Raw genomic sequence first — 24,096 nt, forward strand, 5'->3', positions numbered from 1 at the left:
CCCCTCGGGGCTGGCGTGTGTTTTTTGCCGCAGCGCAGTCGCCCGCCGCCGAACGGCGAAGCCGGTCTCTCTCTTGGTGATTACCCCCATGGCCTTCCTTTGGCTGTCGTTCGTATAGTGTGTACCACTTGGTACAAAGGAGGAAATCATGCGTGGAAAGCTGTTGAGAGCCGTGTTGACGTGGTGCGTGCTGGCCTGCGTTGCGGCGGGTGCATCGGCGCAGGCCGGATGGCCATCGAAACCGATCCGGTTCGCGATTCCGATGGCGCCCGGAACGGGCGTGGACGTGCTGGCGAGGGCATTTGCCGACGCGTTGGCCAAGGAGCTCGGGCAAACCATCGTCGTCGAGAACAAGCCGGGTGCGAACGGGCTGATTGCCGTGAACTTCTTCATGCAGCAGCCGGCCGACGGCCACGCCATGTTCATGGCGGGCGTCTCCAACATGGCCTGGAACCAGCATCTCTACAGCCATCTGCCGTACGACTCGCTGAAGGACTTCGAGGGCGTTGCGGTGTTTGCGGACACCCCGTTCATCACCGTGGTCTCGCCGAGGCTCGGCGTCAGGACGTTTGCCGAATTCAAGTCGCTGATGCAGGCCAGCCCCGGCAAGTATTCGTTTGCGTCCGCAGGCATCGGCAACTCCACGCACCTGGCGTCCGAACTGATGCTCAGGCGCACCGGCCTGCAGCTGGTGCACGTGCCCTTCAATGGCGCGGCTGGCTCCAGCAGCGTGATCGCGGGCGACACCGCGATGTACACCACGGTGCCGGGCGGCATCGCGCCGCTGATCCAGTCGGGCAAGCTGGTTCCGCTGGCCGTCACGGGGTCCGAGCGGCTCAAGGCCTTCCCGGACGTGCCCACGTACAAGGAGCTCGGCTACGACGTGGTGGTTCCGGGCTGGTATTCGATCGTGATGAAGAAGGGAACCGATCGCCAGGTCATCGAGAAGATGAATGCCGCGATCAACCGTGTCCTCGGGACCCCGCTGATGCAGGAGCGGCTGGCGGCGCAATCGCTCACCGCCGTGCAGAGCACCCCGCAGGACGTGCAGAGGCTGACGCGGCGCGATTCGGCGCTGTGGGCACCGATCATCGATGAACTGGGGATCCGCCAATGAGCTTTCGCCTGACCCACCGAACGCGCGATGCACGCATCGGCGCCATGCAGGCACTCATGGCGGCGCAGGGTGCGGACGGCATCGTCTTCACCACCTCCGACTTCATCCAGTACGCAACGAACTTCGCGGTGGATGTGCTGCCGTGGGAGCGGCCCATCTTCTGCGTGGTGACCGCCAATGGCGCGCTGCATGCGGTGTTCAACGAACTGTCCACGCACCACCTGAAGTTCTCGGCAAAGAAGGGAACGCTCTGGCTCGCGGAGCGGGACATCCACTTCTACACCGAGCACCCGCGCATCACCGCGCGCCTTCCGGTACCCGCTGAGCTTCCTCAGCTGCTCGCCTCCGTGCTGCGGCAGGCGGGGCTTGCCACCGGCACGCTGCTGACCGAGGCGGCCACGGGCGTCCTGCAACAGGCTGCGCTGCTGCTGCCCGGCTCGCGGCTCATGCCAGCCACGGCTACGCTGCGGTCGCTGCGCTGGGTGAAGAACGACGAGGAACTGCACATCATGCGCTCGCTGGCAGCGCTGACGGACTGGACACAGCAACAGTTCCGGCGGCTCTACAGGCCCGGCCTCCAGACCCAGGTGCTCGACTTCCAGGTGGCGGCCCTGATGGCGGAGGAGGCCGCGCGGCGCTTTCCCGGCGAAAGCTTCGAGGTGATGCGCTGCTGGACCCTGAGCGGCCCGGCATCCGCATCGCCGCACGGCGACGGCGCCAACTGCGGAGCGGTGATCGGCAAGGGCGACACCATCGTGAACTTCGTGCTGCCGCGCCTGAACGGCTACTTTGTGGAGAACGAGCGCACCTGGTTCATGGGCAAGCCGAACGACATGCAGAAACGCTGCTTCGAGACGGCGATGGCGGCCACGGAAGCCGGCGTTGCTGCGGCGCGCCCGGGCAACCGCGTGTGCGACATCGACGCTGCGGCGTTGGCCGTGATCCAGAAGGCGGGGCTTGACGAGTACGTCTTCCACCGCACTGGACACGCGGTCGGCCTGATGCTGCACGAGTATCCGGAGGACATGGCCTACAACTACCGCCCGCTGCTGGCGGGCGAGGTCTATTCCAGCGAGCCGGGGCTCTACGTGTACGGCCTGGGGGGCTTTCGCATCGACGATACGGTGGTGGTGGGCGACCGACCCGAGGTGCTGGTCAGCACGCCGAAGTCGCTGGAGTTTGCGACGCTTGCGGCGTGAGCGGGCGGAGCGCCAAGGATCAGGGACAGCCCGCTACCGGCTCGTCACCCAGTGCTCGAACATGGCGTCGTACAGGGCCACGGCTCTGGCGATGCCCTCGCGCTCCTGGGTGAGCAGCAGGTCGAGCATCAGTCCCCGGATGCACGCGAGGCGCAGCCGGGCAAAGCCCTGGGCCTCCTCGGATGCAAGCTGGAAATCGCTGGCAAGGCGTTCCGACAGCAGCGTGATCCAGTGGTCGACAAAGGTGTGCGCAAAGGCCTCATGCTCCTGCGGTGCGCGCAGCGTCTTCACATAGAGCTCGAAGATCAGCTTGAAGATCTGCTGGTACTCGGGCGTGGAGAAATAGGCCCAGCCGCGTGACACCGTCATCAGGGGCGAGTTCCCGTGCGCTGCGAAATACTGCCGGGAACGCTCGATCTCGACGCGCCGGATCTCGTTGACCAGCGCCTCCCAGAACCCCTCCGAACTGCCGAAGTGGTAGTTGATCATGCGGTGGCTGGTGCCGATGTTCTTCGCGATCTCGCGGATCGAGCCGTCCAGCAGGCCGTGCTCGAGCACGTAGCCTGCGGCGCGTTGGATGAGCTCTTCTTTCATGGGGCTGTCCTGTCTGTCGACCGGGAGGGCTGCGCACGCCGGCGCAGGCCTTGAAAAGCAAAAAGCCCCACGCTTCTTGCGAAGGTGGGACCCGTGGAGCGTACTGCCGTTGACTGCCGTTACTAGGCGGCGGTGATCAGAACGGAATGTCGTCGTCCATGTCGTCGAAGCCCGAATTCGCACGCGGCGCCTGCTGCACCGGTGCCGGTGCCTGGCGTGGCTGCATCGGTGCCGGGGCGGGGCGCTGGGCCATGGGGGCGGGGGGCGCGGCGCGGCGCTGCGGGGCCGGGGGGCGTCGTAGCCGCCGTCATTGCCGCCATAGCCACCGTCGTCATAGCCGCCACCACCACCGCCGTTGCCGCCGCCCATGCCCTGGCGGCTGCCCAGCATCTGCATCTGGTCTGCGCGGATCTCGGTGGCGTAGCGCTCCTGGCCGCTTTGCGGATCGGTCCACTTGCGGGTGCGCAGCGAGCCTTCCACATAGACCTGCGAGCCCTTGCGCAGGTATTGGCCCGCGATCTCCGCCAGGCGGCCGTTGAAGACCACGCGGTGCCATTCGGTGGCCTCGCGGTTCTCGCCGGTGTTCTTGTCGCGCCAGCGATCCGTGGTGGCGATGGTGACGTTGGCTACCTGATCGCCGCTGGGGAACGTGCGCATTTCGGGGTCGCGTCCCAGATTGCCGACGATGATGACTTTGTTGACGGATGCCATGCTGCAGATACCTTCGAAAAATGTTGAGTCTGCGCGCCAAATGGAGTTTGAGTAGCGCGCCTGAACGGGGGATTGTGCACCAAGCCGGGAAGCGCTGGCGAGGTGATTCTTGGCGCCCCTCAATGAGGGGCGGATTTGCCCTCGGTTCGTGCCTCGGTGCGCCCGATCGGCCGCAGCGGCCATGTGATCAGAAGCCATAGCGCGCACAGTGTTGCCGTCACGCCAAAGAGGCCCGGTGCGCCCAGGAACTTGATCAGCGCGCCACCGAGCGCGCCGCCCGCGAACAGGCCGAGCGACTGCAGGGTGTTGTAGCTGCCGAGCGCCGCGCCGCGCAGGTTGGCCGGTGCCATGCGCGAGACCAGGCTGGGCTGCGTGGCTTCCAGTGCATTGAAGCCGCAGAAGAACACGAACAGCACCACGCCCATCACCGTGAGCGAGGGCGTGCTGCCGCTCGCGAACAGCAGGCCGAGGGCGACCTGTACCACGAGCACCAGCGTGATGGCGGTCAGCAGCGCGGCGCGCAGCCGGCCGCGGCGCTCCATCGAGAACAGGCCGCCCATGGCGACGAACGACAGCACCACGGCGGGCAGGTAGATATGCCAGTGCTCGCTCTTGGGCAGCCCCGCCTGCACGATCAGCGCCGGGACGGCCACCCACATCGACATCTGCACGGTATGCAGCACGAACACGCCGAGGTTCAGCCGCAGCAGGTCGGGATGCTTCCAGGCATCGGCCGCGCGGCCGCGCGGGGCGTCGGCATGCTGCACGGGCTCGGGCGGAACGACCCAGAGCACCACGGCAATGCCGGCCAGCGCCAGTGCGCAGGTCAGTCCAAACAGGCCCGACAGGCCCACGAGGGAGGTCAGCGCGGGGGCTGCCACGAGTGCAATCGCGAACATCAGCCCGATGCTGCCACCCACCAGTGCCATGGCCTTGGTGCGCACGCCATCGCGCGTCTGGTCGGCCAGCAGCGCGGTCACGGCTGCCGACACGGCGCCCGCGCCTTGCAGGGCACGGCCGATCAGCAGCCCGGTCAGGGAGTCGGCCAGCGCCGCGAGCAGGCTGCCCGCCGCAAAGACGAGCAGTCCGAACACGATCACGCGCTTGCGCCCGAAGCGGTCGGAGGCCATGCCCAGCGGCAGTTGCAGGCAGGCCTGCGTGAGACCGTAGATGCCCATGGCCAGACCGACCAGGGCAGGATCATCCCCGCCGGGGTACTTGCGTGCCTCGAGTGCGAACACCGGCAGCACCAGGAACAGGCCCAGCATGCGAAGCGCGAAGATCAGCGCAAGGCTGATGCTGGAGCGGCGCTCCAGTGCCGTCATCTTGGTGGAGGCTGAAGGCGAGGAGTGGGTCGAGGACAAGGTATCCGGCACGGGCGGCTGAGGCGGGCAAAGAGTTGGATTCTGACCCCCGATGCGGCGCGGTGCATCGGGCATGGCGCAACCACCGGGCGATCGGGTGACTGCGGGGGATTCTGCCATGTTCGCCGGGCGGGGGCTGCCGCGCAGCGTGCCCGTGTGGCACTGCCGTCAGCGCGTGAACGAGGCAACCTTGGCCGGGAGGACGGGCTCCTGCCATTGGTAGCCGGAGGCGAGCACGTTGCGCTCGCGCATCTGGCCGTCCCATTCGAGCCCCATCAGATCGGCCAGGGTGAACGCGATCCAGTCGCCGCGGAAGGGGCGATCGTCAAGCGTCTCATCCACCGGAGTGAAGGCCTCGCTGCGCCACAGGATGGCGGGAATGCGGAAGCCCGAGGCCGTGCTCTGGCTGTGCCCCGCATGGTTCATCGTGTGCCCCACCTCCTGGCCGTGGTCGGACAGATACATCCATGCCGTATGTGCCGTGCGCTCCGCGCCGCTGGCCTGCGTCATGCGCAGCAGATCGGCGATCACGCTGTCGTGGTACAGCACGGCGGCGTCGTATTCCTGGCGGAAGCCGCGAACCCAGCCCGGCCGGCCTTGTGCGATCAGCTGGTTCTCCACGGTGTCAGGGTGGTCGTCGAACGGGTTGGCGTTTTCCGGAAAGCGCAGCCGGTAGTGGGGGTGCGCCCCCAGGAGCTGCACGACGATGAGCTTGCGTTCGTGCGGATCGGCCAGGGCGGCCTTCACCTCGTCGAGCAATTCGCCGTCCAGCGATTCGCTGGAGCGGCCGGGCATGCGGTTGACGAGCTGCACCACGTCGGCCAGCTGCGCATGCTGCTGCTCGATGGCCAGGTCGTCATGGTTGCTCACCCACCAGACACGGTAGCCGGCCTGCCGGGCGATGGCCAGCAGGTGCTGGCTGTGGTCTGAGCCCTGTACGGGGATGTTGAACATGCCGTGCAGGGCGGGTAGCGTGCTTGCCGCCACCGACCAGGCATTGCGCAGCACCAGCATGTGCGCGCCCGCCTGTTGCTGCAGCGCCTGCAATTGGGGCGTGGTGTTGCGCGCATAGCCGTAGAGCGACATGTTGTCGCGGTTCACACTGTCCCCGATCACCAGCACGATGGTGGACGGCGTGCTGCCCGCCACGCGCGGAGCGAGCGCACGGGCGTTGTCCATCGCCTGCAGGCGCTGCACACCCTGGTTCGACCAGTCCTTGCGCAACGCCTGGACAGACTCTGCCCAGTCGAACCAGAACGCGACCGGATGCAGCCGCCGCCAGGGCTTGCTGGCGTAGGCCACCAGCGTCACCGCGAGCAGCAGTACCAGGGCCACCTGCATCGATCGCCTTGCGCCGCCAGGCCAGCCGCCGAAGCGGCGCAGCGCACGGGCGCATTGCCAGGTCGCCCAGCCCGCCAGCAGCAGGGCAGCGGTCCACAGGCCCAGCGTGCGCCACTGGGTCATCAGGTATTCGCTTCCCTCTCGCACATTGGTGTTGGCGGCGGCCCCCAGCACCAGCGCACCGTTGGGTGCGGCCTGGTAGGCATCCTGCAGATAGCCGCGCGCCACGCCATCGAGCACGAACAGCATCACCCACAGCCACGCGAGAAGGGCTCGCGCCTTCTGCAGCGCGGCGCTCTGCAGCGGCACTGCCAGGAGCACGAGCAGCGGCATCAGCAGCACCAGCACCTGGGCCACGCGACGCCCTTCATGGCCCACCGCGATGAACAACCATGCGAGTGCGCACAGCAACCCCCCGGCGAGCCAGGGAGACGTTGCGGATTCGCGCACGGCGTGAAGGGCGGAAATGCGATGGGTCATGGCAGGTGGCGCAAGGAAAAAGCGTGCGCATCCTGCCTCAGTGCCGAATGCCATGAAGCAACAAGGGATTTCAGCGCAGATGCCGCTGGCTCACCACCACGACGGCGGCGAGGGCGGCGACGGCGCCGAGGACCTGGTAGAGGTGCTGGCACGCCATGAAGAGCGCCTGCTGCTGGAGGGTGGCGCCCAGTTCCGCAAGCGCGGCGCCCTGGGCCTGCGACACCGTATAGCCCAGCTGCTCGAAATGCACCTGCATGGCGTGCAGCCACGACACCGCCGCGGGGTCGGATGGCGTCACGCGGGCTGCGAGGTCGTTGTACTCCATGAACCGATTGTCCTGCAGCGCCACGGCGGCGACGGCGGAGGAGAACGATGCCATCATCTGGCGCATGATGTTCTTGCTCTGATAGCCCTTGGCGAAATGCCGGGCATCGAGTGCGCGGAAGGTGAGCGCGGCCACCGGAAGCACCATCAGCACGCCGAAGAACCCCTTGATGACCAATGCACCATACAGCGCCGATGCCGGGGCATCGGGTGGAATGCTGCTCAGCCAGAACGAGGCACCGGCCATGGCGATGCAGCCGGCCATCATCAGCGCGCGCTTGTTGGCGACCTGGCCCGCATACCGTATGTAGAGGACCGCGACGGCCAGACTGATCAGGGCCGCAAAGCTGTTGAGCCAGCCGGTGGTGACCAGCGGGATGTGCAGGCCCTGCTCCGCGAATTGGGGGAACAGGTAGTTGCTGAAGTTCACGATGAAGTAGTAGAGCGCATACAGCGCGATGCCCACCAGGAATCCGGGGTGCGTGAGATCGCGCAGATGCAGCAGCGGCTCGTCGTGTTTCCATTGGTGCATGCCGAACAGGCCCAGCAGCAGCACGCCGGTCAGGATCACCAGCGCGAGGCGCTCGGGATGATCGAAGAGCTCGTAGCGGGCCTCCGAGAAGCTCCATTGCACGCAGCCGATCGCCAGCACGAAGAGCAGGACGGGCGCAAGCGACCAGCGCACCGGCGTGCTGCTCCTGCCGAGGTGGCGCGGCAGCAGCCAGCGCACGGCCAGGGCGATCAGTGCGGCCGGCGGAAGCACCACCCAGAAGACCCAGCGCCAGCCCCAGCCGTCCACGAGCCATGCGGACAGCAGCGGGCCGATCGCGCCGACGCTGAAGATGCTCAGCATGTACACGCGCACGGCGCGGGGCCGCTGGGCGGGCGAGAACAGCATGGGAATGAGCACGCGTGTGCTGATGAAGAACGCGCCGCCACCGAGGCCCTGCATCAGTCGCGCGGTGGTGAGTTCGGCCAGGTTGGCGGCATTCGCCGAGGCCAGGTCGCCGAGCGCATACAGCAGCAGCGCCAGGAGCAGGTAGTGGCGGTAGCCGAAATGCCTCGACAGCCACTGCTGCATCGCGATCATCAGCATGCTGCCGATGGCGTAGGCTGCCTGCACCTGTGCGAACTCGCGCGGCGCCACGCCGATGCCGCCCAGGATGTGCGACGAGGCGAAGACGAACATGCCGTTCTCGAGAAACTCCATGCCCACCAGCGCGCCCAGCAGCCACATCAGCAGCAGCTGCTTTTCTCGATGCAGGAAATGGTGCCAGCGCGGGGCTTTCATGAGGGTGTCCTAAGTGCGTGCACGCATGCGTGGTGCGGTGCGGCGTGCGTCGGGGCGTGTGTTCCGGGGATCAGGCCCGGGAGGCCGCCGTCACGTCCATGGTCTGCAGCCGTTCGTGCACGCGCCGCAACTGCTGCTGCATCTCGTGTGTTGCCGTATCGCCGATGGACGACCAGATCTGCAGATAGACCGCCTGCACGACAGGCATGGTCTTGAGCAGCAGCTCCGCGCCCTGGGACGTGAGCTGCAACTGCAGGCTGCGCCGGTCCTGCGCGTCGGCCGAGCGCACCAGCAGTCCGCGCCGCTCCATGCCGTCAAGCAGGCGCGTGACCTGGGTGCGCGTGGCGTTCAGCGACACGCCCAGCGAGGAGGGCCGCAGCGGCTCGTGCACGGCATCCGCAAGCAGGTTGAGCGCCAGGTATTCCTGCATGTGCAGCGCAAACGGCGCCAAGGCCTCGTTCACGCGCTGCTCCAGCAGGGCGGCGGTGTGCAGCATGAGGCGCGATGCGGCCACGGCATCCAGCACTTTTCGGGGTTTGCCGGCAAGAATGCGTTCGAGGCGGGAGTCAAGGCTCATGATCGTCGTGGATGTTATTTGATTTCAATTGAAATTATATCGTTTGTAATTAATAGGCGCAACACGAAGCCGTCGAACGCGCCGGACAGGGGTTTGTAGGCTTGTAGCGCGTGGGGCTGTGCAGCGGTGCGGGCGGTGTCCTATGATGTTTGGTTCGCCTGCGATGTGTGAGATTCCATGCCCCCAAAGCAAGACAAGTCTGCGGAGCCACTCCGTTCCCTTCACTCCGGTAGCGATGACGGTCGCTACATGGCGGATTCGCTGCGCCAGCGCCGCATCAGCATCCGCGGAGCGCGCACGCACAACCTCAAGAACATCGATCTCGACCTGCCGCGCGACCAGCTGGTGGTGATCACAGGGCTGTCGGGCTCGGGCAAGTCGAGCCTGGCCTTCGACACGCTGTACGCCGAAGGCCAGCGGCGCTACGTGGAAAGCCTGTCGACCTATGCGCGCCAGTTCCTGGGCCGGCTGGACAAGCCCGATGTCGACCTGATCGAGGGCCTGTCGCCCGCCATCAGCATCGAGCAGAAGGCGACCAGCCACAACCCGCGCTCCACCGTCGGCACGGTCACCGAGATTTACGACTACCTGCGCCTGCTCTATGCCCGCGCCGGTACGCCGTACTGTCCCGACCATGGCCTGCCACTGTCGTCGCAGACCGTGAGCCAGATGGTGGATGCCGTGCTCGCGCTGCCCGAGGACACGCGCATCATGCTGCTTGCGCCCGTGGCGCGGCAGAAGAAGGGCGAATTCAACGAGCTGTTCGCGCAGATGCAGGCACTGGGCTACGTGCGCTTTCGCGTGGACGGCAGCGTGTACGAATTCGAGAACCTGCCGGCGCTCAAGAAGACCGAGAAGCACGACATCGACGTGGTGATCGACCGCCTGCGGGTGCGCCCGGATGCGCAGCAGCGCCTGGCCGAAAGCATCGAGGCCGTGCTGCGCGTGGGCGGCACGGAGGGCAACGGCCGCGTGCTCGCGCTGGAGATGGACACCGACAGGGAGCACATGTTTTCCAGCAAGTTTGCCTGCCCCGTCTGCAGCTACTCGCTGGCGGAGCTGGAGCCGCGCCTGTTCTCGTTCAATTCGCCGACGGGGGCATGCCCCGCATGCGACGGCATCGGGCAGCAGGAAGTGTTCGATGCGGAGCGCGTGGTGGCGTTTCCCTCGCTGAGCCTGGCCAGCGGCGCGATCAAGGGGTGGGACCGCCGCAATGGCTACTACTTCGCGATGATCGAGAGCCTGGGAAGGCACTACGGCTTCAGCGTGGAGACCCCGTTCGAGGAGTTGCCGGGGCCTGTGCGCCACGCGATCCTCCACGGCTCCGGCACCGAGGAGATCGCGTTCACCTACCTGCTCGACAGCGGCCCGCAGAAGGGCAAGGCGATCGAGCGCCTGCATCCGTTCGAGGGCATTCTTCCCAACATGTCGCGCCGCTACCGCGAGACGGAGTCCTCCGTCGTGCGGGAAGACCTCGCGCGCTACCGCAGCACGCAGCCCTGCACCGAATGCCACGGCGCGCGGTTGCGCCGCGAGGCGCGTTTCGTGAAGGTGGGAGAGGGCGAGGAGCCGCTCGCGATCTACGAGATCAGCCACCGAACGCTGTCGGACGCGCTCGCGTGGTTCGAGAACCTGCGGCTTTCGGGGGCCAAGGCGGAAATCGCCGACAAGGTGGTGCGCGAGATCGCATCGCGCCTGACCTTTCTGAACGACGTGGGCTTGAACTACCTGAGCCTGGACCGCAGCGCCGAGACGCTCTCGGGCGGCGAGGCGCAGCGCATCCGCCTCGCGAGCCAGATCGGCTCGGGACTCACGGGCGTGATGTACGTGCTCGACGAACCCAGCATCGGCCTGCACCAGCGCGACAACGACCGATTGATCGGCACGCTGCAGCACCTGCGCGACATCGGCAACAGCGTGATCGTCGTCGAACATGATGAGGACATGATCCGCGCCGCCGACCACTGCGTGGACATGGGCCCGGGTGCAGGCGTGCATGGCGGCCGCGTGATGGCCCAGGGCACGTACGACGAGCTGTGCGCCGAGCCCGGGTCGCTCACCGGCCAGTATCTCTCGGGCAAGCTGCGCATTCCGGTGCCGCAGCGGCGCACGCCGTGGAAGCCCGTGCTTGAGTCCGAGCAGCCCGCAGCGCCGGAGAAAGCCGGCAAATCACGCTTTCCCGAGACCCCTGCCAGCCGCCGCAAGGCCGAGCGCATGGAAGTGCACCGCGCCACGCAGGGCAGGCTCCAGGCATTGCGCGTGATCGGCGCCGGCGGACACAGCCTGCAGAACGTGACGGCGGAGTTCCCCGTGGGGCTGTTCACCTGCGTGACGGGCGTGTCGGGCTCGGGCAAGAGCACGCTGGTCAACGACACGCTGTATGCCGCGGTGGCGCGCCAGCTCTACCGCGCACACGAGGAGCCCGCGCCGCACGAGGCGATCGAGGGCATCGACTATTTCGACAAGTGCATCAACGTGGACCAGTCGCCCATCGGCCGCACGCCGCGCAGCAACCCGGCCACCTATACCGGCCTGTTCACGCCCATCCGCGAGCTCATGGCCGAAACCAACACCGCCCGGGAGCGCGGCTACGGGCCGGGCCGATTCAGCTTCAACGTCGCGGGCGGCCGCTGCGAGGCCTGCCAGGGCGACGGCGTGGTGAAGGTGGAAATGCACTTCCTGCCCGATGTCTACGTGCCCTGCGATGTGTGCCACGGCGAGCGCTACAACCGCGAGACGCTCGAGGTGCTGTGGAAGGGCAAAAACATTGCGCAGATTCTCGACCTGACGGTGGAGGATGCGCATGCGTTCTTCAAGGACGTTCCCACCATTGCGCGCAAGCTGCAGACGCTGCTGGACGTGGGTCTGTCCTATATCCGCCTGGGCCAGAGCGCCACCACGCTGTCCGGCGGCGAGGCGCAGCGCGTGAAGCTGGCGCAGGAGCTCTCCAAGCGCGATACGGGGCGCACGCTGTATATCCTCGACGAGCCCACGACAGGCCTGCATTTCGCGGATATCGACCTGCTGCTCAAGGTACTGCTGCAACTGCGTGACGCGGGCAACACCATCGTCGTCATCGAGCACAACCTCGATGTCATCAAGACGGCCGACTGGATCATCGACATGGGGCCGGAGGGCGGTGCGGGCGGGGGAACCGTGGTGGCGGTGGGGACGCCGGAGGATGTGGCGGGGAATCCGGGCAGCCATACGGGGAGGTATCTCAAGCCTTATCTGGCTTAGGTTTTTGGGTTCTTGGCTGAGGGCGGAGGCCGGGAGTGCCCCCGGCGGGGCAGTCACTTTTTGCGCGCGCAAAAAGTCACCAAAAAGGCGTTTTAATACCCACGGCAGAACTCGCTTTTCGCCTGCGGCGCTCCGCTCAGACAGCCGCCGTGAGTCAGATTAGGGGGAGGAGCATTCGGCACGTCGCTGCGCTCGTGCTGGGGCATCTCGCGACTTCGCGAGATGTACAGTGACCCAATTCACCCCTGTGGTTCAAACTTGACGCTGTCGGCTCGCCCGAAGTCGGGCGAGCAGGCACGAGCGCAGCGACGTGCCGTAAACACATCTTCCAGACTGACTCGCGGTGGCTGTCTGAACGGAGCGCGCAGCGCGAAGTGAGTTTTACCGCGTGAACCCGCATTGAAAGCGCATTTTTGGTGACTTTTTGGGCAAGACCAAAAAGTTACTGCCCCGCCGGGGGCACTCCCGGCCTCCTCCCTCAAAACAACTATCAACCCCCACTCAAACCCGGACCCCCACGGCAGAACAAGAACGCACTGCACTCATGCCTTGGAGGAGGAGGGGGAGAAGGAGGGAGTAGGCTTCCTCAAACCACCCTGCGCCGCGCGAACCGCACCACCGTCACACCGGCGCGCGCCTGGCGCGTCGAGGGCATCACCAGCACGCAGTCGTCGTAGGGCGTGGTGACGGGCTCGCCGTCGTTGTCGCCGATCACGGTGCCTGCCTTGGCGATCACTTCCAGGCCGGTGAAGGGTTCGGTGAAGGTGAAGCGCTCGCTTTTCGCGACGACCGGGCCGGTCACCTCCAGCGCCCATTGGCGTGGTGCATCGGCCAGACGCCAGCCCGGCAGCCGGGTGTTGAGTGTCTCGCGCGAGGCGGTGCCCGCGGCCTCCAGGAAGCGCACGCAGGTGTCGTGCGCCACGGCGCGGCTCTGTGGGTCGCCGTGGAAGCCGCATTCGACGAGCAGCGTGCGCGAGTCGCCTGCAGTGTCGTCGGGCTGGCCGAAGCGGCCATAGTCGCGCATGCGCGTGCCGTCCTTGTGGCCCGCGTCGATCACGATGTGTTCGGGCGCGCGCATCTGTGCGGCAAGCGTGAGGTTGCGCGGCTGAATGCCGGTGAGCAGCAGCGGCGCCGAAGGCTCGTGCATCGAATGGATGTCGAGCACCCAGTCGGCTTGGCGGATGAACGGACGCAGCTGCGCCGCACGGCGGCGCTCCTGGGTGTCGCCGGCGTCGATGCGCTCGTCGCTCCATTGGCGGTTCATGTCCTGGTCCACGAAGCGCGAGGCATCGTGGTTGTGCGGATCGAAGGTGTCGAATGCGGCCAGGTTGCAGAACGCGAGCGTGAGCGTGCCGTGCTCCGGCCTGAAGCCCGCATCGAGCAGGCCTTTCAATGCCCAGGCGCCGCACAGTTCGTTGCCGTGGATGAGTGCGCTGATCAGCACATGGCGGCCGGGCTGGCCGGAGTCGAAATGCCAGACGCCTTCGGTGCCGGTGTTGCCCGTGCGCCAGGCGCCGAGGTCGGGTGCGGGAAGTTCAAATTTCAGTTCTGCGGACATGGGAGGGCTCATTCGCGAATGTGTTCACTGATGCACTGGTTCGTTCACTCGGTCATTCTTCGATCTTCGCGAACTGCACGATCTTGGTGTATTTCGCGATCTCGTCGTTCAGGAACTTGCCCATGTTCACATCGGGCGAGGCCACGCCGGAGCCTGCGGCAGACATCTTCTGGCGGAAGTCGGGCGATGCGAGCGTCTCATTCAGCGCCTTCTTCAGCTTGGCCTGGATGGGCTGCGGCAGGTGGGCCGGGGCCATGAGCGCGAACCACGAGGTGATGTCCACGTTCTTGAACTGCGGGAATTCGGAGAGCGCGGGAATGTCGGGCGTGGCCTGCGCACGCTTGGCTTCCGTGGTGCCGAGCGCGATCACCTTGCCGGCCTTGATGTGCGGAAGGCCGCTGGAGAGCACGAACACGCCGAACTCGAGGTTATTGCCCACCAGGTCGTTGGTGAGCGGTGCCACGCCGCGGTAGGGGATGTGCGTCATGAACAGGCCGCCCTGTTCCTTGACCATCTCGCCCGCCAGGTGCAGCGCCGTGCCCACGCCCGAGCTGCCGTAGCTGAACTTGCCGGGATTCTTCTTCACGAGCTGCGTGAATTCGTTGGCGTTCTTCACACCGGATTTCGGCGAGGCCACGAGCACCATGGGCTGCGAGCCGATCAGGCCGATGGGCGTGAAGCTGTTGATGCTGTACTTCACATTCCGCGTGACCAGCTTGGCGATGGCCAGCTCATTGTTCGCGCCGACCAGCAGCGTGTAGCCATCGGCGGCGGCATTCGCCACCTTCTGTGCGCCGATGGTGCCGCCCGCGCCGCCCAGGTTCTCGATGACCACGGGCTGGCCGAGGCGGTTCGAGAGCTCGACGCCCACCAGGCGTCCCATCAGGTCGGTGCTGCCGCCCGGCGGATATCCCACGATGATGGTGATCGGCTTGGTGGGGTAGGCGGCCGGGTCTTCCGCGGCGTGGGCCGGAGCGGCACAGGCGGCGACGAGCGACAGTCCGTATGCCAGCGCGCGGGCTGCTGCGCTGCGGCGGGAAATCGAGGGAGTGGGCAATGGCGTGGTGGCGGTCCGGTGGTGCATGGTGTCGTCTTCCGATTCGTTATGTAGGGATGGGTGGTGTGCGAGGCGGATTTTGCGGAAGCGGCTCGCGGGTGTTGGTGCCAATTCGGCACAATATGGTGCCAATTCAAACCAAATGTCGTCCTCGAAAACCTCGCGCGAACATTTCCTGACCGGGGGTCGGCGCTGCCCTGGGGGGCCTCAGCTGCGCACGGCAAGCCGCTCCCACATGGCTTCCGCGAAGGGAGAGAGCCTGCGCTTGGGGCGATACACGCGCACGTCGAAGCGGATGTCGAAACGCTTGTCGCCCGCCCGAGCGAGCCGCCCAGCCGCCACTTCGGCATGGGCCAGCGACCAGGGCAGCCAGGACATACCCAGGCCCTTGAGCACGTACTCGAGATGCGCATCGGGCGAATCGCACTCCATCAGGCGCTGCAGGTGCGGCGCATCGGGGTGGTGGGCGAGGTGGTCTTCCACAAGGCGCCCGAGCGCGAGGCTGCGCGCATAGGCCACATAGGGCGTGGGCGCTGCGGCGTGCCTGCCGAAAGCGTGGCGCGGCTCGCCCTGGGCGAGGGCCTGTGACAGGGGAACGAGCCTGTCGGAGGCCAGCGTGGCGTGCATGTACTGGCGCGCGTCGAGCGGCACGACCAGCGCGGGATGGTGGAACAGCACCGAGAAATCCGCATCGCCCTGCTGCAGCAATTGCACGGTTTCGGCGAGCGATCCGGTACGGATGTGGAGCTCGCCTTCGCCCAGCAGGTTGCGTACGCGCACCAGCCAATCAGCCACCACCGTGCGGGCGAGCGTGCGGCCGGTGGCCAGCGTCACGGTGCGCGCGTGCCGGCCGGCAATCGTCTGCAACTCGTCATGCGATTGCGTGAGGTTGCGGATGAGCTGCTCCGCCGTTTCCAGGAATGCCTCGCCGGCCGGTGTCAGCCGCACGGGGCCTCCGCCCGGCTGGACCAGCGGCGTGCCCGCCCAGGCTTCGAGCGCGCGGATGCGGCGCCCGAAGGCCGGATGCGTCACATGGCGCAATTCGGCTGCACGGGTGTAGCTGCGCTCCTGGGCGAGAGCGATGAAATCTTCCAGCCACTTCAATTGCATGGCCGGGACCTCTGAAGGGCGGTACTCAGGCGCGGGCCGCGTTGAGCGCGTCGCGCGTGGTCAGGGCGGCCTGGCGTGCAGCGGCGGCGAAGTCGTCGCCGGACGACGCATAGAGGATGGCACGCGAGGAGTTCACGGCGATCATGCCGTCCTGCGTGAGGCCCGCGCGTACGGTGGCAGCGGCATCGCCTCCCTGGGCGCCCACGCCGGGAATCAGCAGCGGCAGGGTGGGCGCCAGCGCGCGTACACGTTCGATCTCCGCAGGGTAGGTGGCGCCCACCACCAGGCCCAGCTGGCCGTTTTTGTTCCATGGGCCTTGCGCCTGGCGCGCCACATGCTCGTAAAGCAGGGGCTGGCCCTCGACGCTTGCCAGACGCTGGGCCTGCAGGTCGTTGCCACCCGGGTTGGATGTGCGGCACAGCAGGAACGCTCCCTTGCCGTGGTATTGCAGGTAGGGCTCGATCGAGTCGAAACCCATGAAGGGAGAGAGCGTCACCGCATCCGCTCCGTAGCGCTCGAAGGCTTCCTTGGCGTACTGCTCGGCCGTGGAGCCGATGTCACCGCGCTTGGCATCGAGGATCACCGGTACGTGCGGCGCATTGCAGCGCATGTGCTGCATCAGGCGCTCGAGCTGGTCTTCCGCGCCATGCGCAGCGAAATAGGCGATCTGGGGCTTGAACGAACCGGCCACATCGGCCGTGGCATCGACGATGGCCGCGCAGAAATCGTAGATTTTCTGTGCGTCGCCGCGCATGCCCTGCGGGAAGCGGCTGGGTTCGGGATCCAGGCCCACGCACAGCATGGAATTGTTTTGCGCCGAGGCGTTGCGCAGCATTTCGATGAAGGTCATGGGTGCGATTTTAGTGGGCTCAGCGAAATCTTCATCCCGCAGGCACAATCGGCCGCTATGCCTTCGTTTTCCCGTCGCCAGCTGGTGCTGCTGGTTTTGCTCACCTTGATCTGGGGCCTGAACTGGCCCGTGATGAAGCAGGGCATCGCCCACTATCCCCCTCTTACCTTCCGCGCGCTGTCCCTGCTGCTGGGCCTGCCGATCATCGGCATGGTCGTGGTCTACCAGAAGGCCTCGTTCAAGGTGCCGCGTTCGTTCTGGCCGATGCTGCTGGTGCTTGCGATTCCGAACATGGTGCTCTGGCACAGCATGATGATCCTGGCGATCCCGAATCTCTCGAGCGGCCGTGCGGCGATCCTGGGCTACACCATGCCCATCTTCTCCGCCGTGTTCGGCGGCCTGTTCTTCCGTGACCGCCTGCCGGCCCGCGCATGGATCGGCGTGGCGGCCGCGGCCATCGGCGTGCTGCTGTTGCTCTGGCACGAGCTGGAGGCGCTCGGCAGCCGACCTTTCGGCGTGAGCCTGATGCTGGTCTCAGCGGCCAGCTGGGCGATCGGCACGCAGCTGCTGCGACGCACGCGGATTCCCGTGCCGCTGATCACGCTGTCGTTCTGGATGGTGGCGATCGGTGCCGCCGCGTTGACCCTGATGGCGGTGATCTTCGAAGGCTCACAATTCCACGTACCCGAAGGCGCGGCGCTGTTCGGCGTGCTCTACAACGGCTTCCTGGCGCTCGGCTTCGCACAGGTGACGTGGTTCTTCCTGGCCCGCAACCTGCCGCCCGTGGCCTCGACCTTGAGCGTGATGCTGATCCCCGTGATCGGTCTGTTCAGCGGGTCGCTGTGGCTGGGGGAGCAGTTGCACTGGCAGGACTGGACCGCCGTTGTTCTCATGATGGTGGCCATCGCCTCCGTATTGTTGCCATCAGGAAAGAAGCAGGGCTGAGATCGCAGCTTGTGATGTGGTCTGTGCGATAGGGTGGCTGGTTCGACTTCTGCTCTCCGCCCTAAAAAAGACCTCCACAACAAGAACCGCCCCAAGGGGCCAGGACCATTCAGACAAGCCCAACCAAAGCTGAAGGCAAGTAAAAAGGGAACGTGTAGACCACGTTCCCTTTTTACATTGAGCCTGCTGCAAACCACCCAGAGTCGGTCAGGTCAGCAGTCCTGCCCTGGTCGCGTCCCCCGCTCAGCGTTGCGCACCCAGCAGGCGCTTGACGTCACGGTCCATGGGCAGGGCGTAGTCGTAGCCGCGGATGATGCGGCTGTCTTCGGTGCGCACCAGCTTCATGCTCACATAGGTGTAGGCAGAGGCAGGGGAATAGGTACCCACGAGCACCATCACGGCGTTGTGCTGGCGGGCGATGTCGCGCACTTCACGCGACAGCAGCAGCTCACCCGTGCCTTCGCGGACGAAGACGGTGCCGCGCAGCTTGATTTCCTTCACGTTGAAGCCGGCCATCGCCATGTTGGTGGCGTATTGCTCGGACAGCGTGCGGCCCAGCGGGGCGGAGCGCGTGGTGTCGTTCACGTCGACGACGGTGGCGACCAGCACGGGGCCCGGGCCCACGGAGGTGACGTCCACGCCGGTCAGCAGCTGGTTCACGGCGTCCTTGCTGCTCTTGAGGAACTGGTTCTCGCCCGCGTCCTTGTAGGTCGGATCGACGCGCGTGACGGGCGCGCTGCTATAGCTTGTGCAGCCGGCCAGGACCGTTGCGGCGGTGACAGCGAGTGCGAACTTGGCGGAAGAAGCCATCATCTTTGTCTTCATCATCATTGGCCCACCACCTTCATGTCGACCGGGCGCATGGGGTTGGGCTTGGCGAACAGCGGCACGTCGGCGTTGGCCAGGTAGTACACATCGGTCTTGCGCGAGACGTACTGGCCGGCATGCGTGACGGTGGTCGTCAGGATGACTTCAGTGTTCGAGCCGGAGGGATGGGTTTCCTCGGTGTAGATGCCGACATTGGCATGGCCGGGCGTCTTCACGACCTGGGCGTGATAGGTCACTTCCAGTCGCTGGTTGGGGGTGGTGTAGACCTTGGCGCCGGCGTCGGTCAGGCGCGTGATCAGCAGATCGCGGAAGCCTGCATCGAACGGGCTGGGATTCTGCGGCATGGCCACGTACAGGGGCGTGTCGGCGGCGAAGCCCGAGCGAGCCAGACCTTCGCGTGTCTGGGCAGCCACGTCATGCGACATCGCATCCCAATGGCCTGCTGCGCGAACCTTGTATTGGCTGGTTTCCTCGAAATTCTTGGTGAGCGGCACCGGTGGCGCACAACCGGTCAACACCGCTGCCAGGCCGGCAACTGCCGCAGCCAGGCCGAGCTTCTTATTCATAGCCATATTTCCCTCCTTGCCAGTGAACGATGAGGTGAAAACAACACCCCTAGGATTGCTATCGATTCTGGGCAGAGAAGTTACAAAAAACAAGAGAAATTGTGTTTAAGTGCATGTTGATACTGAATTTCTGTTGTTTTGTTCGCAGTTTGCAATGCGCCTTGCGGCACCGCAAAAGCAAAACGGGGGCCTTGCAGGGCCCCCGTTTCTGAATCGTCACAGTGCGATCAGGCAGCGCGCTTTTCGAGGATCTCGAAGGCGGGCAGCTTCTTGCCTTCCAGCACTTCCAGGAAAGCGCCGCCGCCGGTGGAGATATAGCCGACATCCTTCTCGATGCCGTACTTGGCGATGGCGGCCAGGGTGTCGCCGCCACCGGCGATGCTGAAGGCGCTCGATTCGGCGATTGCTCGGGCAATGGCCTGGGTGCCGCCTGCGAACTGGTCGAACTCGAACACGCCGACCGGGCCGTTCCAGACGATGGTGCCGGCGGCCTTGAGCTGCGCCGCGAGCTTTGCGGCGGTTTCGGGGCCGATGTCCAGGATCATGTCGTCATCGGCCACCTCGGTGGCCTTCTTCACGGTGGCGACGGCGTCAGAGGCGAAGTTCTTGGCCACCACCACGTCGGTCGGGATCGGTACCTCGGCGCCACGCGCCTTCATCGATTCGATCACGGCCCTGGCGTCCCCGAGCAGATCGGGCTCGGCCAGCGACTTGCCGATCTTCAGGCCGGCGGCCAGCATGAAGGTGTTGGCAATGCCGCCGCCCACGATCAGGCCGTCCACATTCTTCGAGAGGCTTTGCAGGATGGTCAGCTTGGTCGACACCTTGGAGCCGGCCACGATGGCCACGAGGGGACGCTTCGGATTGGCAAGAGCCTGGGTGATGGCATCGATTTCGGCGGCCAGCAGCGGGCCGGCGCATGCCGTCTTGGCGTACTCGGCGATGCCATAGGTCGTGCCTTCGGCGCGGTGCGCGGTGCCGAAGGCGTCATTCACGTAGATGTCGCACAGTTGGGCCATCTTGCGGGCCAGTTCCGGGTTGTTCTTCTTCTCGCCCTTGTTGAGGCGGCAGTTTTCGAGCAGCACGACCTGGCCGGGCTGCACGCTCACGCCGTCCACCCAGTCCGCCACCACGGGCACCTCGCGGCCCATCAGCTCGGACAGGCGCTGCGCCACGGGCTTGAGCGAATCCTCCGGCTTGAACTCTCCCTCGGTGGGCCGGCCCAGATGGCTGGTCACCATCACGGCGGCACCGGCGTCCAGCGCCATCTGGATGCAGGGGATTGACGCCCGGATGCGCGTATCTTCGGTGATCCTGCCGCTATCGTCCTGTGGAACGTTCAGATCGGCGCGAATGAAAACGCGTTGCCCGGAAGCCTTGCCCTGGGCGCAGATGTCGGAAAAACGAAGAATGTGCATGATGGTTCTAGGAGATGAATACGGATACGGCGCCACGGGCGGTGCAGGGCACTGTCATGGCACGGACACGAAACTGTCGGAATTGTAGGTGCCGTGGCTGACGCGGGGCTTGTCGTGCTGTTTTTCGCTGCGCAAACCCGGCGAGGCGCCTTTGCAAGTTCTACCAGCCCAGGCCGATATGCAGCGGCAGATAGATGAGCATGCCGACCAGGATGGTGCCGAGAATGCCGCGCTGGCTGTAGTAGTAGATCACCGCACCGACGAGGGCGGGCAGGCGTGCATCCATCAGCGTGTGGATGAAGTGGCCCTGCGTCATGAACAGTTCCGGAACGATGACGGCACCGAGCGCGGCCAGCGGCGCGTATTTCAGGCCGCGCCGCAGCCATTCGGGCATGGGCAGTTCCTTGTCCGAGATCATGAAGAACGAGCGGGTGACCAGCGTGATGAGGGCCAGCCCAAGCGTGGCGATGATCATCTCGAGCGCGTACATCATGGGCGGTGCTCCTCGGACGCGTTGCCGTCCTGAGCCTGGGCGGAGCGGGCCTTTAGCCGCTTCATGTTGCGATCCACGGTCTCGAACGTGAGGCCGGCCGCGACGGCGGCGAGCACCGCCACAAGGATGTTCATCTTCAGCGGCAGGGCGAACGTGGCGATGGCCGCAGTGCCGGCGACCACGGTGGCCAGCAGGGTGAACCGGTCATTGATCATGGACAGCAGGATGCCGAGCAGCGCCAGGACCCCCGCGAATCCCAGTCCCCACGACAACGGGATGGCATTGGCCAACAACATGCCGGCAATGGACGGGATCTGCCAGAACAACCAATTGGTGGAGGCCGCACCCCAGAAGTAGGGGATCTGCCCCGGAGCTGGTTTCAGCTCCGGGAATCGCTTCATGAAGCCGACGAATATGACGTCTCCACTGAAAAATCCAAGCAAAAGACGCTTATTGCGTGGAAGCCCATGAAAGTAGTCGCGCCACATCTGGCTGAAGATCACGAAGCGCAGGTTCACGCAGGCCGCGGTGAGCCAGATCACCCACAGTGGCGCGCCAGCCACCAGCAGGGGCAGAACGGCCAACTGGGCGCTGCCGGCATAGATCATCAGCGACATGAAGATCGCCAGCGGCACGGGCAGCCCGCTCTTGACCATGGCCACGCCCGTGACCAGTCCCCAGGCCGCGATGCCAACGCCCGTCCCCAGCATGTCGGTGACGCCAAGCTTGAAGTAGGGCTCGCGCGACATGGATCGCCATTCGGCCCATCGCTCCCCGGCCGCCTGCCGGAGGCGCGCCAATGTGTCGGTGAGGGAGGGGCGGTTCATGGAGAGAAGGGAGAGGGCTTGAGGGTGGGGTTGGAGAGGATTTTGATGGTAAATCAGGCTGACTGGTGATCCGAACCCAGAATATCCCCGACCTGGAGTGCAAAGCCGCGCAGGAAATCGGCGCATGGCAGTCGCTTGCCTCCGGCGCGCTGCAGTGTGGTGAGGCGCAGCACGCTGGTATCCCCGCACGCTACGCCGATGCCTTGTTCGCTGATGTCCACGACCTGGCCCGCCTGGGCTGGCTTTGCGCCTTCGACCGATGGCGCATCCAGGGGCGCTGTGGGTTCGGCAGCCCAGACCTTGATGGTCTCGCCGCCAAAGGTGGTGCTTGCGCCGGGGAAGGGGTCGAACGCCCGCACGCGCCGAGCGATGGTGGTGGCCGGCTCGCTCCAGTCGATGGCGCTTTCGGCCTTTTCGATCTTGTGCGCGTAAGTCACGCCTTCTTCTGGCTGTTTCGTGGCGACCAGATCGCCGCAGGCAGCGATCTCCAGCGCCTCCACGATCAGGCGGCCGCCGAGTTCGGCCAGCCTGTCATGCAGGGTGGACGTGGTGTCCGCAGCGGTGATGGGCAGGGACTCCCTGAGCAGCATGTCGCCCGTGTCGAGGCCGATGTCCATCTGCATGATGGTGACGCCCGTGGTGGCGTCGCCTGCCTCGATCGCGCGGTGGATCGGCGCCGCGCCGCGCCAGCGCGGCAGCAGGCTGGCATGGATGTTCAGGCAGCCGAGGCGCGGCCAGTCGAGTACCCATTGCGGCAGGATCAGGCCATAGGCGGCCACCACCATCACGTCGGCGCCGCTGGCAAGTAGCGCCTCGCGCGCGGCGGCGGCATCGTCGGGATACTTGCCATCCAGGCGCAGGCTGCGCGGCTGGCTGACGGCGATGCCATGCTCCTGGGCGCATTGCTTCACCGCGGAGGCCTGCAGTTTCATGCCGCGCCCGGCGGGGCGGTCGGGTTGGGTGAGCACCAGCGGAACCTCGAATCCCGCGGCAAGCAGGCGCCTGAGCGCCACGGCGGCAAATTCGGGGGTACCTGCAAAAACGATCTTCATGGGCATTCTTCGTGGGCTGGGCAGGGTGGACGGCACGGTGTGCCCTCCTTGCCTGCCTGTCCTTGTGTCTGTTGTTTGTCTGGGCTCAGGACATGCGGTTGTCTTCCGCCGTGGGTTCGTCGGTGAACATCACCTTGGCGACGCGGCCTTCCTGGTCGATATGGATATGGGCCAGGCGGCGCAGATGCATGTCATCCATGAAGCGATAGGTCCAGACCTTGCCCTGGAAGCTGGCCACCTCGGTGATCTCGTAGGGCGGGCCGTAGAAATCGAGCACCTGGCGGCGGCTCCAGCCGAGTGGTGTGGTCGAGAGATGCTGGAAATCCAGCACCTGGGTGATGGAGCGCATCGTGCCCTGGCGATCCAGGTCGACGTGATAGACCTCGCGGCCCATGGGGAGGGTGGAGTACAGCCAGCGCTCCCCACCTTCGGGCAGCGGTTTGACCGACAGAGGGCTGCCCATGCGTGAACGCACTTCCTCGGCTGGCGCACCCGGGTCGGGCTGGGTCAGGCCGGCGCAGCCTGCAAGCGCGAGGACGAGTGAAAGAGCCAGTGCGAGCGCCGGAGTGAGGCCTGCGGCCCGCAGCGCTACCTGGGCAGGCCTGTGCCACAAGCCTGCCTTGGCGATCATGCCCGTTCCTCGGTCTTCTTCTGCTTGAGCAGCTTGGTCTTGATGCGGTTGCGCTTGAGCGGAGAGAGATATTCGACGAACACCTTGCCAAGCAGGTGGTCGAGTTCGTGCTGTACGCACACGGCCAGCAGGCCGTCCGCCTCGATCACGCGCGACTGGCCGTCGCGGTCGGTCGCGCGCACATGCACCTGGGTGGAGCGCTCCACGCCGTCATAGATGCCGGGAACCGACAGGCAGCCCTCGTCGCCCACGACCTTCTCGTCGCTGTACCAGATGATCTCGGGGTTGATCAGCACCATGGGCTGGTCGCGCTCCTCGGAGACGTCGATCACCACGATGCGCTCGTGAATGTCCACCTGCGTCGCAGCGAGACCGATGCCGTTGGCGTCGTACATGGTGGCGAGCATGTCGTCGAGTATGGACCGCACGCGATCATCCACGGCTTCAACAGGCTTGGCGACCTTGTGCAGCCGGGGGTCGGGATAACAAAGAATAGGAAGAATTGCCATGTCCAGAGGGGAAA

The 24,096-nt window shown here is 65.7% G+C and carries 21 protein-coding genes and 1 pseudogene; 4 read left to right on the forward strand and 18 right to left on the reverse strand.

The features are described 5' to 3' along the window. The first annotated feature begins 148 nt into the window (after window positions 1–148). Together H9K76_RS21365 and H9K76_RS21370 are read left to right on the forward strand one after the other, a co-directional pair. Complete coding sequence (locus H9K76_RS21365; RefSeq protein WP_187597267.1) at window positions 149–1,117, forward strand: Bug family tripartite tricarboxylate transporter substrate binding protein; 969 nt, start codon at window positions 149–151, stop codon at window positions 1,115–1,117. After that, window positions 1,114–2,316: a M24 family metallopeptidase gene (locus H9K76_RS21370; RefSeq protein WP_187597268.1), complete on the forward strand. Its 1,203-nt coding sequence runs from the start codon at window positions 1,114–1,116 to the stop codon at window positions 2,314–2,316. Before H9K76_RS21365 ends, H9K76_RS21370 begins: the two co-directional genes overlap by 4 nt. A 33-nt stretch (window positions 2,317–2,349) precedes the next feature. Here the strand turns inward: H9K76_RS21370 and H9K76_RS23620 are convergent, their stop codons facing one another. From H9K76_RS23620 to H9K76_RS21400, 6 genes and pseudogenes are all read right to left on the reverse strand, one after another. Further along, the gene (locus H9K76_RS23620) at window positions 2,350–2,910 is read right to left on the reverse strand and encodes a TetR/AcrR family transcriptional regulator (RefSeq protein ID WP_187597269.1); all 561 of its coding nucleotides are present in this window, start codon (window positions 2,908–2,910) and stop codon (window positions 2,350–2,352) included. 136 nt (window positions 2,911–3,046) lie between these two features. Then, window positions 3,047–3,621 (reverse strand): annotated as a pseudogene (gene ssb / locus H9K76_RS23625) (single-stranded DNA-binding protein). A gap of 119 nt (window positions 3,622–3,740) precedes the next feature. After that, a complete protein-coding gene (locus H9K76_RS21385) occupies window positions 3,741–4,946 on the reverse strand; it encodes an MFS transporter (RefSeq protein ID WP_187600783.1) in 1,206 nt (401 codons plus the stop codon). A 207-nt stretch (window positions 4,947–5,153) separates the two neighbouring features. Then, window positions 5,154–6,806: a phosphoethanolamine transferase gene (locus tag H9K76_RS21390; protein WP_187597270.1), complete on the reverse strand. Its 1,653-nt coding sequence runs from the start codon at window positions 6,804–6,806 to the stop codon at window positions 5,154–5,156. Window positions 6,807–6,876: 70 nt separating this feature from the next. Continuing rightward, window positions 6,877–8,421, reverse strand: coding sequence for an MFS transporter (locus H9K76_RS21395; protein WP_187597271.1), 1,545 nt, complete (start codon window positions 8,419–8,421; stop codon window positions 6,877–6,879). Between the two features lie 70 nt (window positions 8,422–8,491). Further along, entirely contained in the window at window positions 8,492–8,998 is a 507-nt protein-coding gene (locus H9K76_RS21400) for a MarR family winged helix-turn-helix transcriptional regulator (RefSeq protein ID WP_187597272.1), read from the reverse strand. A gap of 249 nt (window positions 8,999–9,247) precedes the next feature. Between H9K76_RS21400 and uvrA the strand changes: the two genes are divergently transcribed. After that, window positions 9,248–12,238, forward strand: coding sequence for an excinuclease ABC subunit UvrA (gene uvrA, locus H9K76_RS21405; RefSeq protein ID WP_246475574.1), 2,991 nt, complete (start codon window positions 9,248–9,250; stop codon window positions 12,236–12,238). Window positions 12,239–12,824: 586 nt separating this feature from the next. Here the strand turns inward: uvrA and H9K76_RS21410 are convergent. From H9K76_RS21410 to pyrF, 4 genes are all read right to left on the reverse strand, one after another. Beyond that, entirely contained in the window at window positions 12,825–13,796 is a 972-nt protein-coding gene (locus H9K76_RS21410; RefSeq protein ID WP_187597274.1) for a M14 family metallopeptidase, read from the reverse strand. Between the two features lie 52 nt (window positions 13,797–13,848). Continuing rightward, window positions 13,849–14,880, reverse strand: coding sequence for a Bug family tripartite tricarboxylate transporter substrate binding protein (locus H9K76_RS21415; protein ID WP_425489633.1), 1,032 nt, complete (start codon window positions 14,878–14,880; stop codon window positions 13,849–13,851). A 180-nt stretch (window positions 14,881–15,060) separates the two neighbouring features. Continuing rightward, entirely contained in the window at window positions 15,061–15,963 is a 903-nt protein-coding gene (locus H9K76_RS21420) for a LysR family transcriptional regulator (protein WP_187597275.1), read from the reverse strand. Between the two features lie 25 nt (window positions 15,964–15,988). Beyond that, the gene (gene pyrF, locus H9K76_RS21425; RefSeq protein WP_187597276.1) at window positions 15,989–16,813 is read right to left on the reverse strand and encodes an orotidine-5'-phosphate decarboxylase; all 825 of its coding nucleotides are present in this window, start codon (window positions 16,811–16,813) and stop codon (window positions 15,989–15,991) included. A gap of 57 nt (window positions 16,814–16,870) precedes the next feature. Between pyrF and H9K76_RS21430 the strand changes: the two genes are divergently transcribed. Next, the gene (locus tag H9K76_RS21430; protein WP_187597277.1) at window positions 16,871–17,758 is read left to right on the forward strand and encodes a DMT family transporter; all 888 of its coding nucleotides are present in this window, start codon (window positions 16,871–16,873) and stop codon (window positions 17,756–17,758) included. 243 nt (window positions 17,759–18,001) lie between these two features. Here the strand turns inward: H9K76_RS21430 and H9K76_RS21435 are convergent, their stop codons facing one another. The 8 genes from H9K76_RS21435 to def all read right to left on the reverse strand — a co-directional run bounded on the left by H9K76_RS21435 (window position 18,002) and on the right by def (window position 24,082). Beyond that, window positions 18,002–18,571 (reverse strand): FlgO family outer membrane protein, encoded by a 570-nt coding sequence (locus H9K76_RS21435; protein ID WP_246475189.1) that lies wholly within the window; start codon window positions 18,569–18,571, stop codon window positions 18,002–18,004. Window positions 18,572–18,585: 14 nt separating this feature from the next. Further along, window positions 18,586–19,158: a hypothetical protein gene (locus H9K76_RS21440; protein WP_187597278.1), complete on the reverse strand. Its 573-nt coding sequence runs from the start codon at window positions 19,156–19,158 to the stop codon at window positions 18,586–18,588. 221 nt (window positions 19,159–19,379) lie between these two features. Continuing rightward, the gene (locus H9K76_RS21445; RefSeq protein ID WP_187597279.1) at window positions 19,380–20,570 is read right to left on the reverse strand and encodes a phosphoglycerate kinase; all 1,191 of its coding nucleotides are present in this window, start codon (window positions 20,568–20,570) and stop codon (window positions 19,380–19,382) included. Window positions 20,571–20,730: 160 nt separating this feature from the next. Further along, window positions 20,731–21,063, reverse strand: coding sequence for an AzlD domain-containing protein (locus tag H9K76_RS21450; protein WP_187597280.1), 333 nt, complete (start codon window positions 21,061–21,063; stop codon window positions 20,731–20,733). Next, on the reverse strand, window positions 21,060–21,812 hold the full coding sequence (locus H9K76_RS21455; RefSeq protein WP_246475575.1) for an AzlC family ABC transporter permease: 753 nt from the start codon (window positions 21,810–21,812) through the stop codon (window positions 21,060–21,062). Before H9K76_RS21455 ends, H9K76_RS21450 begins: the two co-directional genes overlap by 4 nt. 131 nt (window positions 21,813–21,943) lie before the next feature. Further along, entirely contained in the window at window positions 21,944–22,942 is a 999-nt protein-coding gene (gene fmt, locus H9K76_RS21460) for a methionyl-tRNA formyltransferase (protein ID WP_187597282.1), read from the reverse strand. Between the two features lie 85 nt (window positions 22,943–23,027). Beyond that, window positions 23,028–23,573: a hypothetical protein gene (locus H9K76_RS21465; protein ID WP_187597283.1), complete on the reverse strand. Its 546-nt coding sequence runs from the start codon at window positions 23,571–23,573 to the stop codon at window positions 23,028–23,030. Further along, on the reverse strand, window positions 23,570–24,082 hold the full coding sequence (gene def, locus H9K76_RS21470) for a peptide deformylase (RefSeq protein WP_187597284.1): 513 nt from the start codon (window positions 24,080–24,082) through the stop codon (window positions 23,570–23,572). Before def ends, H9K76_RS21465 begins: the two co-directional genes overlap by 4 nt. Window positions 24,083–24,096 lie beyond the last annotated feature (14 nt).

This window comes from Diaphorobacter ruginosibacter (genome assembly GCF_014395975.1).
GTDB lineage: Bacteria > Pseudomonadota > Gammaproteobacteria > Burkholderiales > Burkholderiaceae_C > Diaphorobacter_A > Diaphorobacter_A ruginosibacter.

Coding starts and splice junctions, on each gene's coding strand:
- H9K76_RS21365 (WP_187597267.1), top strand. CDS start 149: ATGCGTGGAAAGCTGTTGAGAGCCGTGTTGACGTGGTGCGTGCTGGCC.
- H9K76_RS21370 (WP_187597268.1), top strand. CDS start 1,114: ATGAGCTTTCGCCTGACCCACCGAACGCGCGATGCACGCATCGGCGCC.
- H9K76_RS23620 (WP_187597269.1), bottom strand. CDS start 2,910: ATGAAAGAAGAGCTCATCCAACGCGCCGCAGGCTACGTGCTCGAGCAC.
- H9K76_RS21385 (WP_187600783.1), bottom strand. CDS start 4,946: ATGACGGCACTGGAGCGCCGCTCCAGCATCAGCCTTGCGCTGATCTTC.
- H9K76_RS21390 (WP_187597270.1), bottom strand. CDS start 6,806: ATGACCCATCGCATTTCCGCCCTTCACGCCGTGCGCGAATCCGCAACG.
- H9K76_RS21395 (WP_187597271.1), bottom strand. CDS start 8,421: ATGAAAGCCCCGCGCTGGCACCATTTCCTGCATCGAGAAAAGCAGCTG.
- H9K76_RS21400 (WP_187597272.1), bottom strand. CDS start 8,998: ATGAGCCTTGACTCCCGCCTCGAACGCATTCTTGCCGGCAAACCCCGA.
- uvrA (WP_246475574.1), top strand. CDS start 9,248: ATGGCGGATTCGCTGCGCCAGCGCCGCATCAGCATCCGCGGAGCGCGC.
- H9K76_RS21410 (WP_187597274.1), bottom strand. CDS start 13,796: ATGTCCGCAGAACTGAAATTTGAACTTCCCGCACCCGACCTCGGCGCC.
- H9K76_RS21415 (WP_425489633.1), bottom strand. CDS start 14,880: ATGCACCACCGGACCGCCACCACGCCATTGCCCACTCCCTCGATTTCC.
- H9K76_RS21420 (WP_187597275.1), bottom strand. CDS start 15,963: ATGCAATTGAAGTGGCTGGAAGATTTCATCGCTCTCGCCCAGGAGCGC.
- pyrF (WP_187597276.1), bottom strand. CDS start 16,813: ATGACCTTCATCGAAATGCTGCGCAACGCCTCGGCGCAAAACAATTCC.
- H9K76_RS21430 (WP_187597277.1), top strand. CDS start 16,871: ATGCCTTCGTTTTCCCGTCGCCAGCTGGTGCTGCTGGTTTTGCTCACC.
- H9K76_RS21435 (WP_246475189.1), bottom strand. CDS start 18,571: ATGATGGCTTCTTCCGCCAAGTTCGCACTCGCTGTCACCGCCGCAACG.
- H9K76_RS21440 (WP_187597278.1), bottom strand. CDS start 19,158: ATGGCTATGAATAAGAAGCTCGGCCTGGCTGCGGCAGTTGCCGGCCTG.
- H9K76_RS21445 (WP_187597279.1), bottom strand. CDS start 20,570: ATGCACATTCTTCGTTTTTCCGACATCTGCGCCCAGGGCAAGGCTTCC.
- H9K76_RS21450 (WP_187597280.1), bottom strand. CDS start 21,063: ATGATGTACGCGCTCGAGATGATCATCGCCACGCTTGGGCTGGCCCTC.
- H9K76_RS21455 (WP_246475575.1), bottom strand. CDS start 21,812: ATGTCGCGCGAGCCCTACTTCAAGCTTGGCGTCACCGACATGCTGGGG.
- fmt (WP_187597282.1), bottom strand. CDS start 22,942: ATGAAGATCGTTTTTGCAGGTACCCCCGAATTTGCCGCCGTGGCGCTC.
- H9K76_RS21465 (WP_187597283.1), bottom strand. CDS start 23,573: ATGATCGCCAAGGCAGGCTTGTGGCACAGGCCTGCCCAGGTAGCGCTG.
- def (WP_187597284.1), bottom strand. CDS start 24,082: ATGGCAATTCTTCCTATTCTTTGTTATCCCGACCCCCGGCTGCACAAG.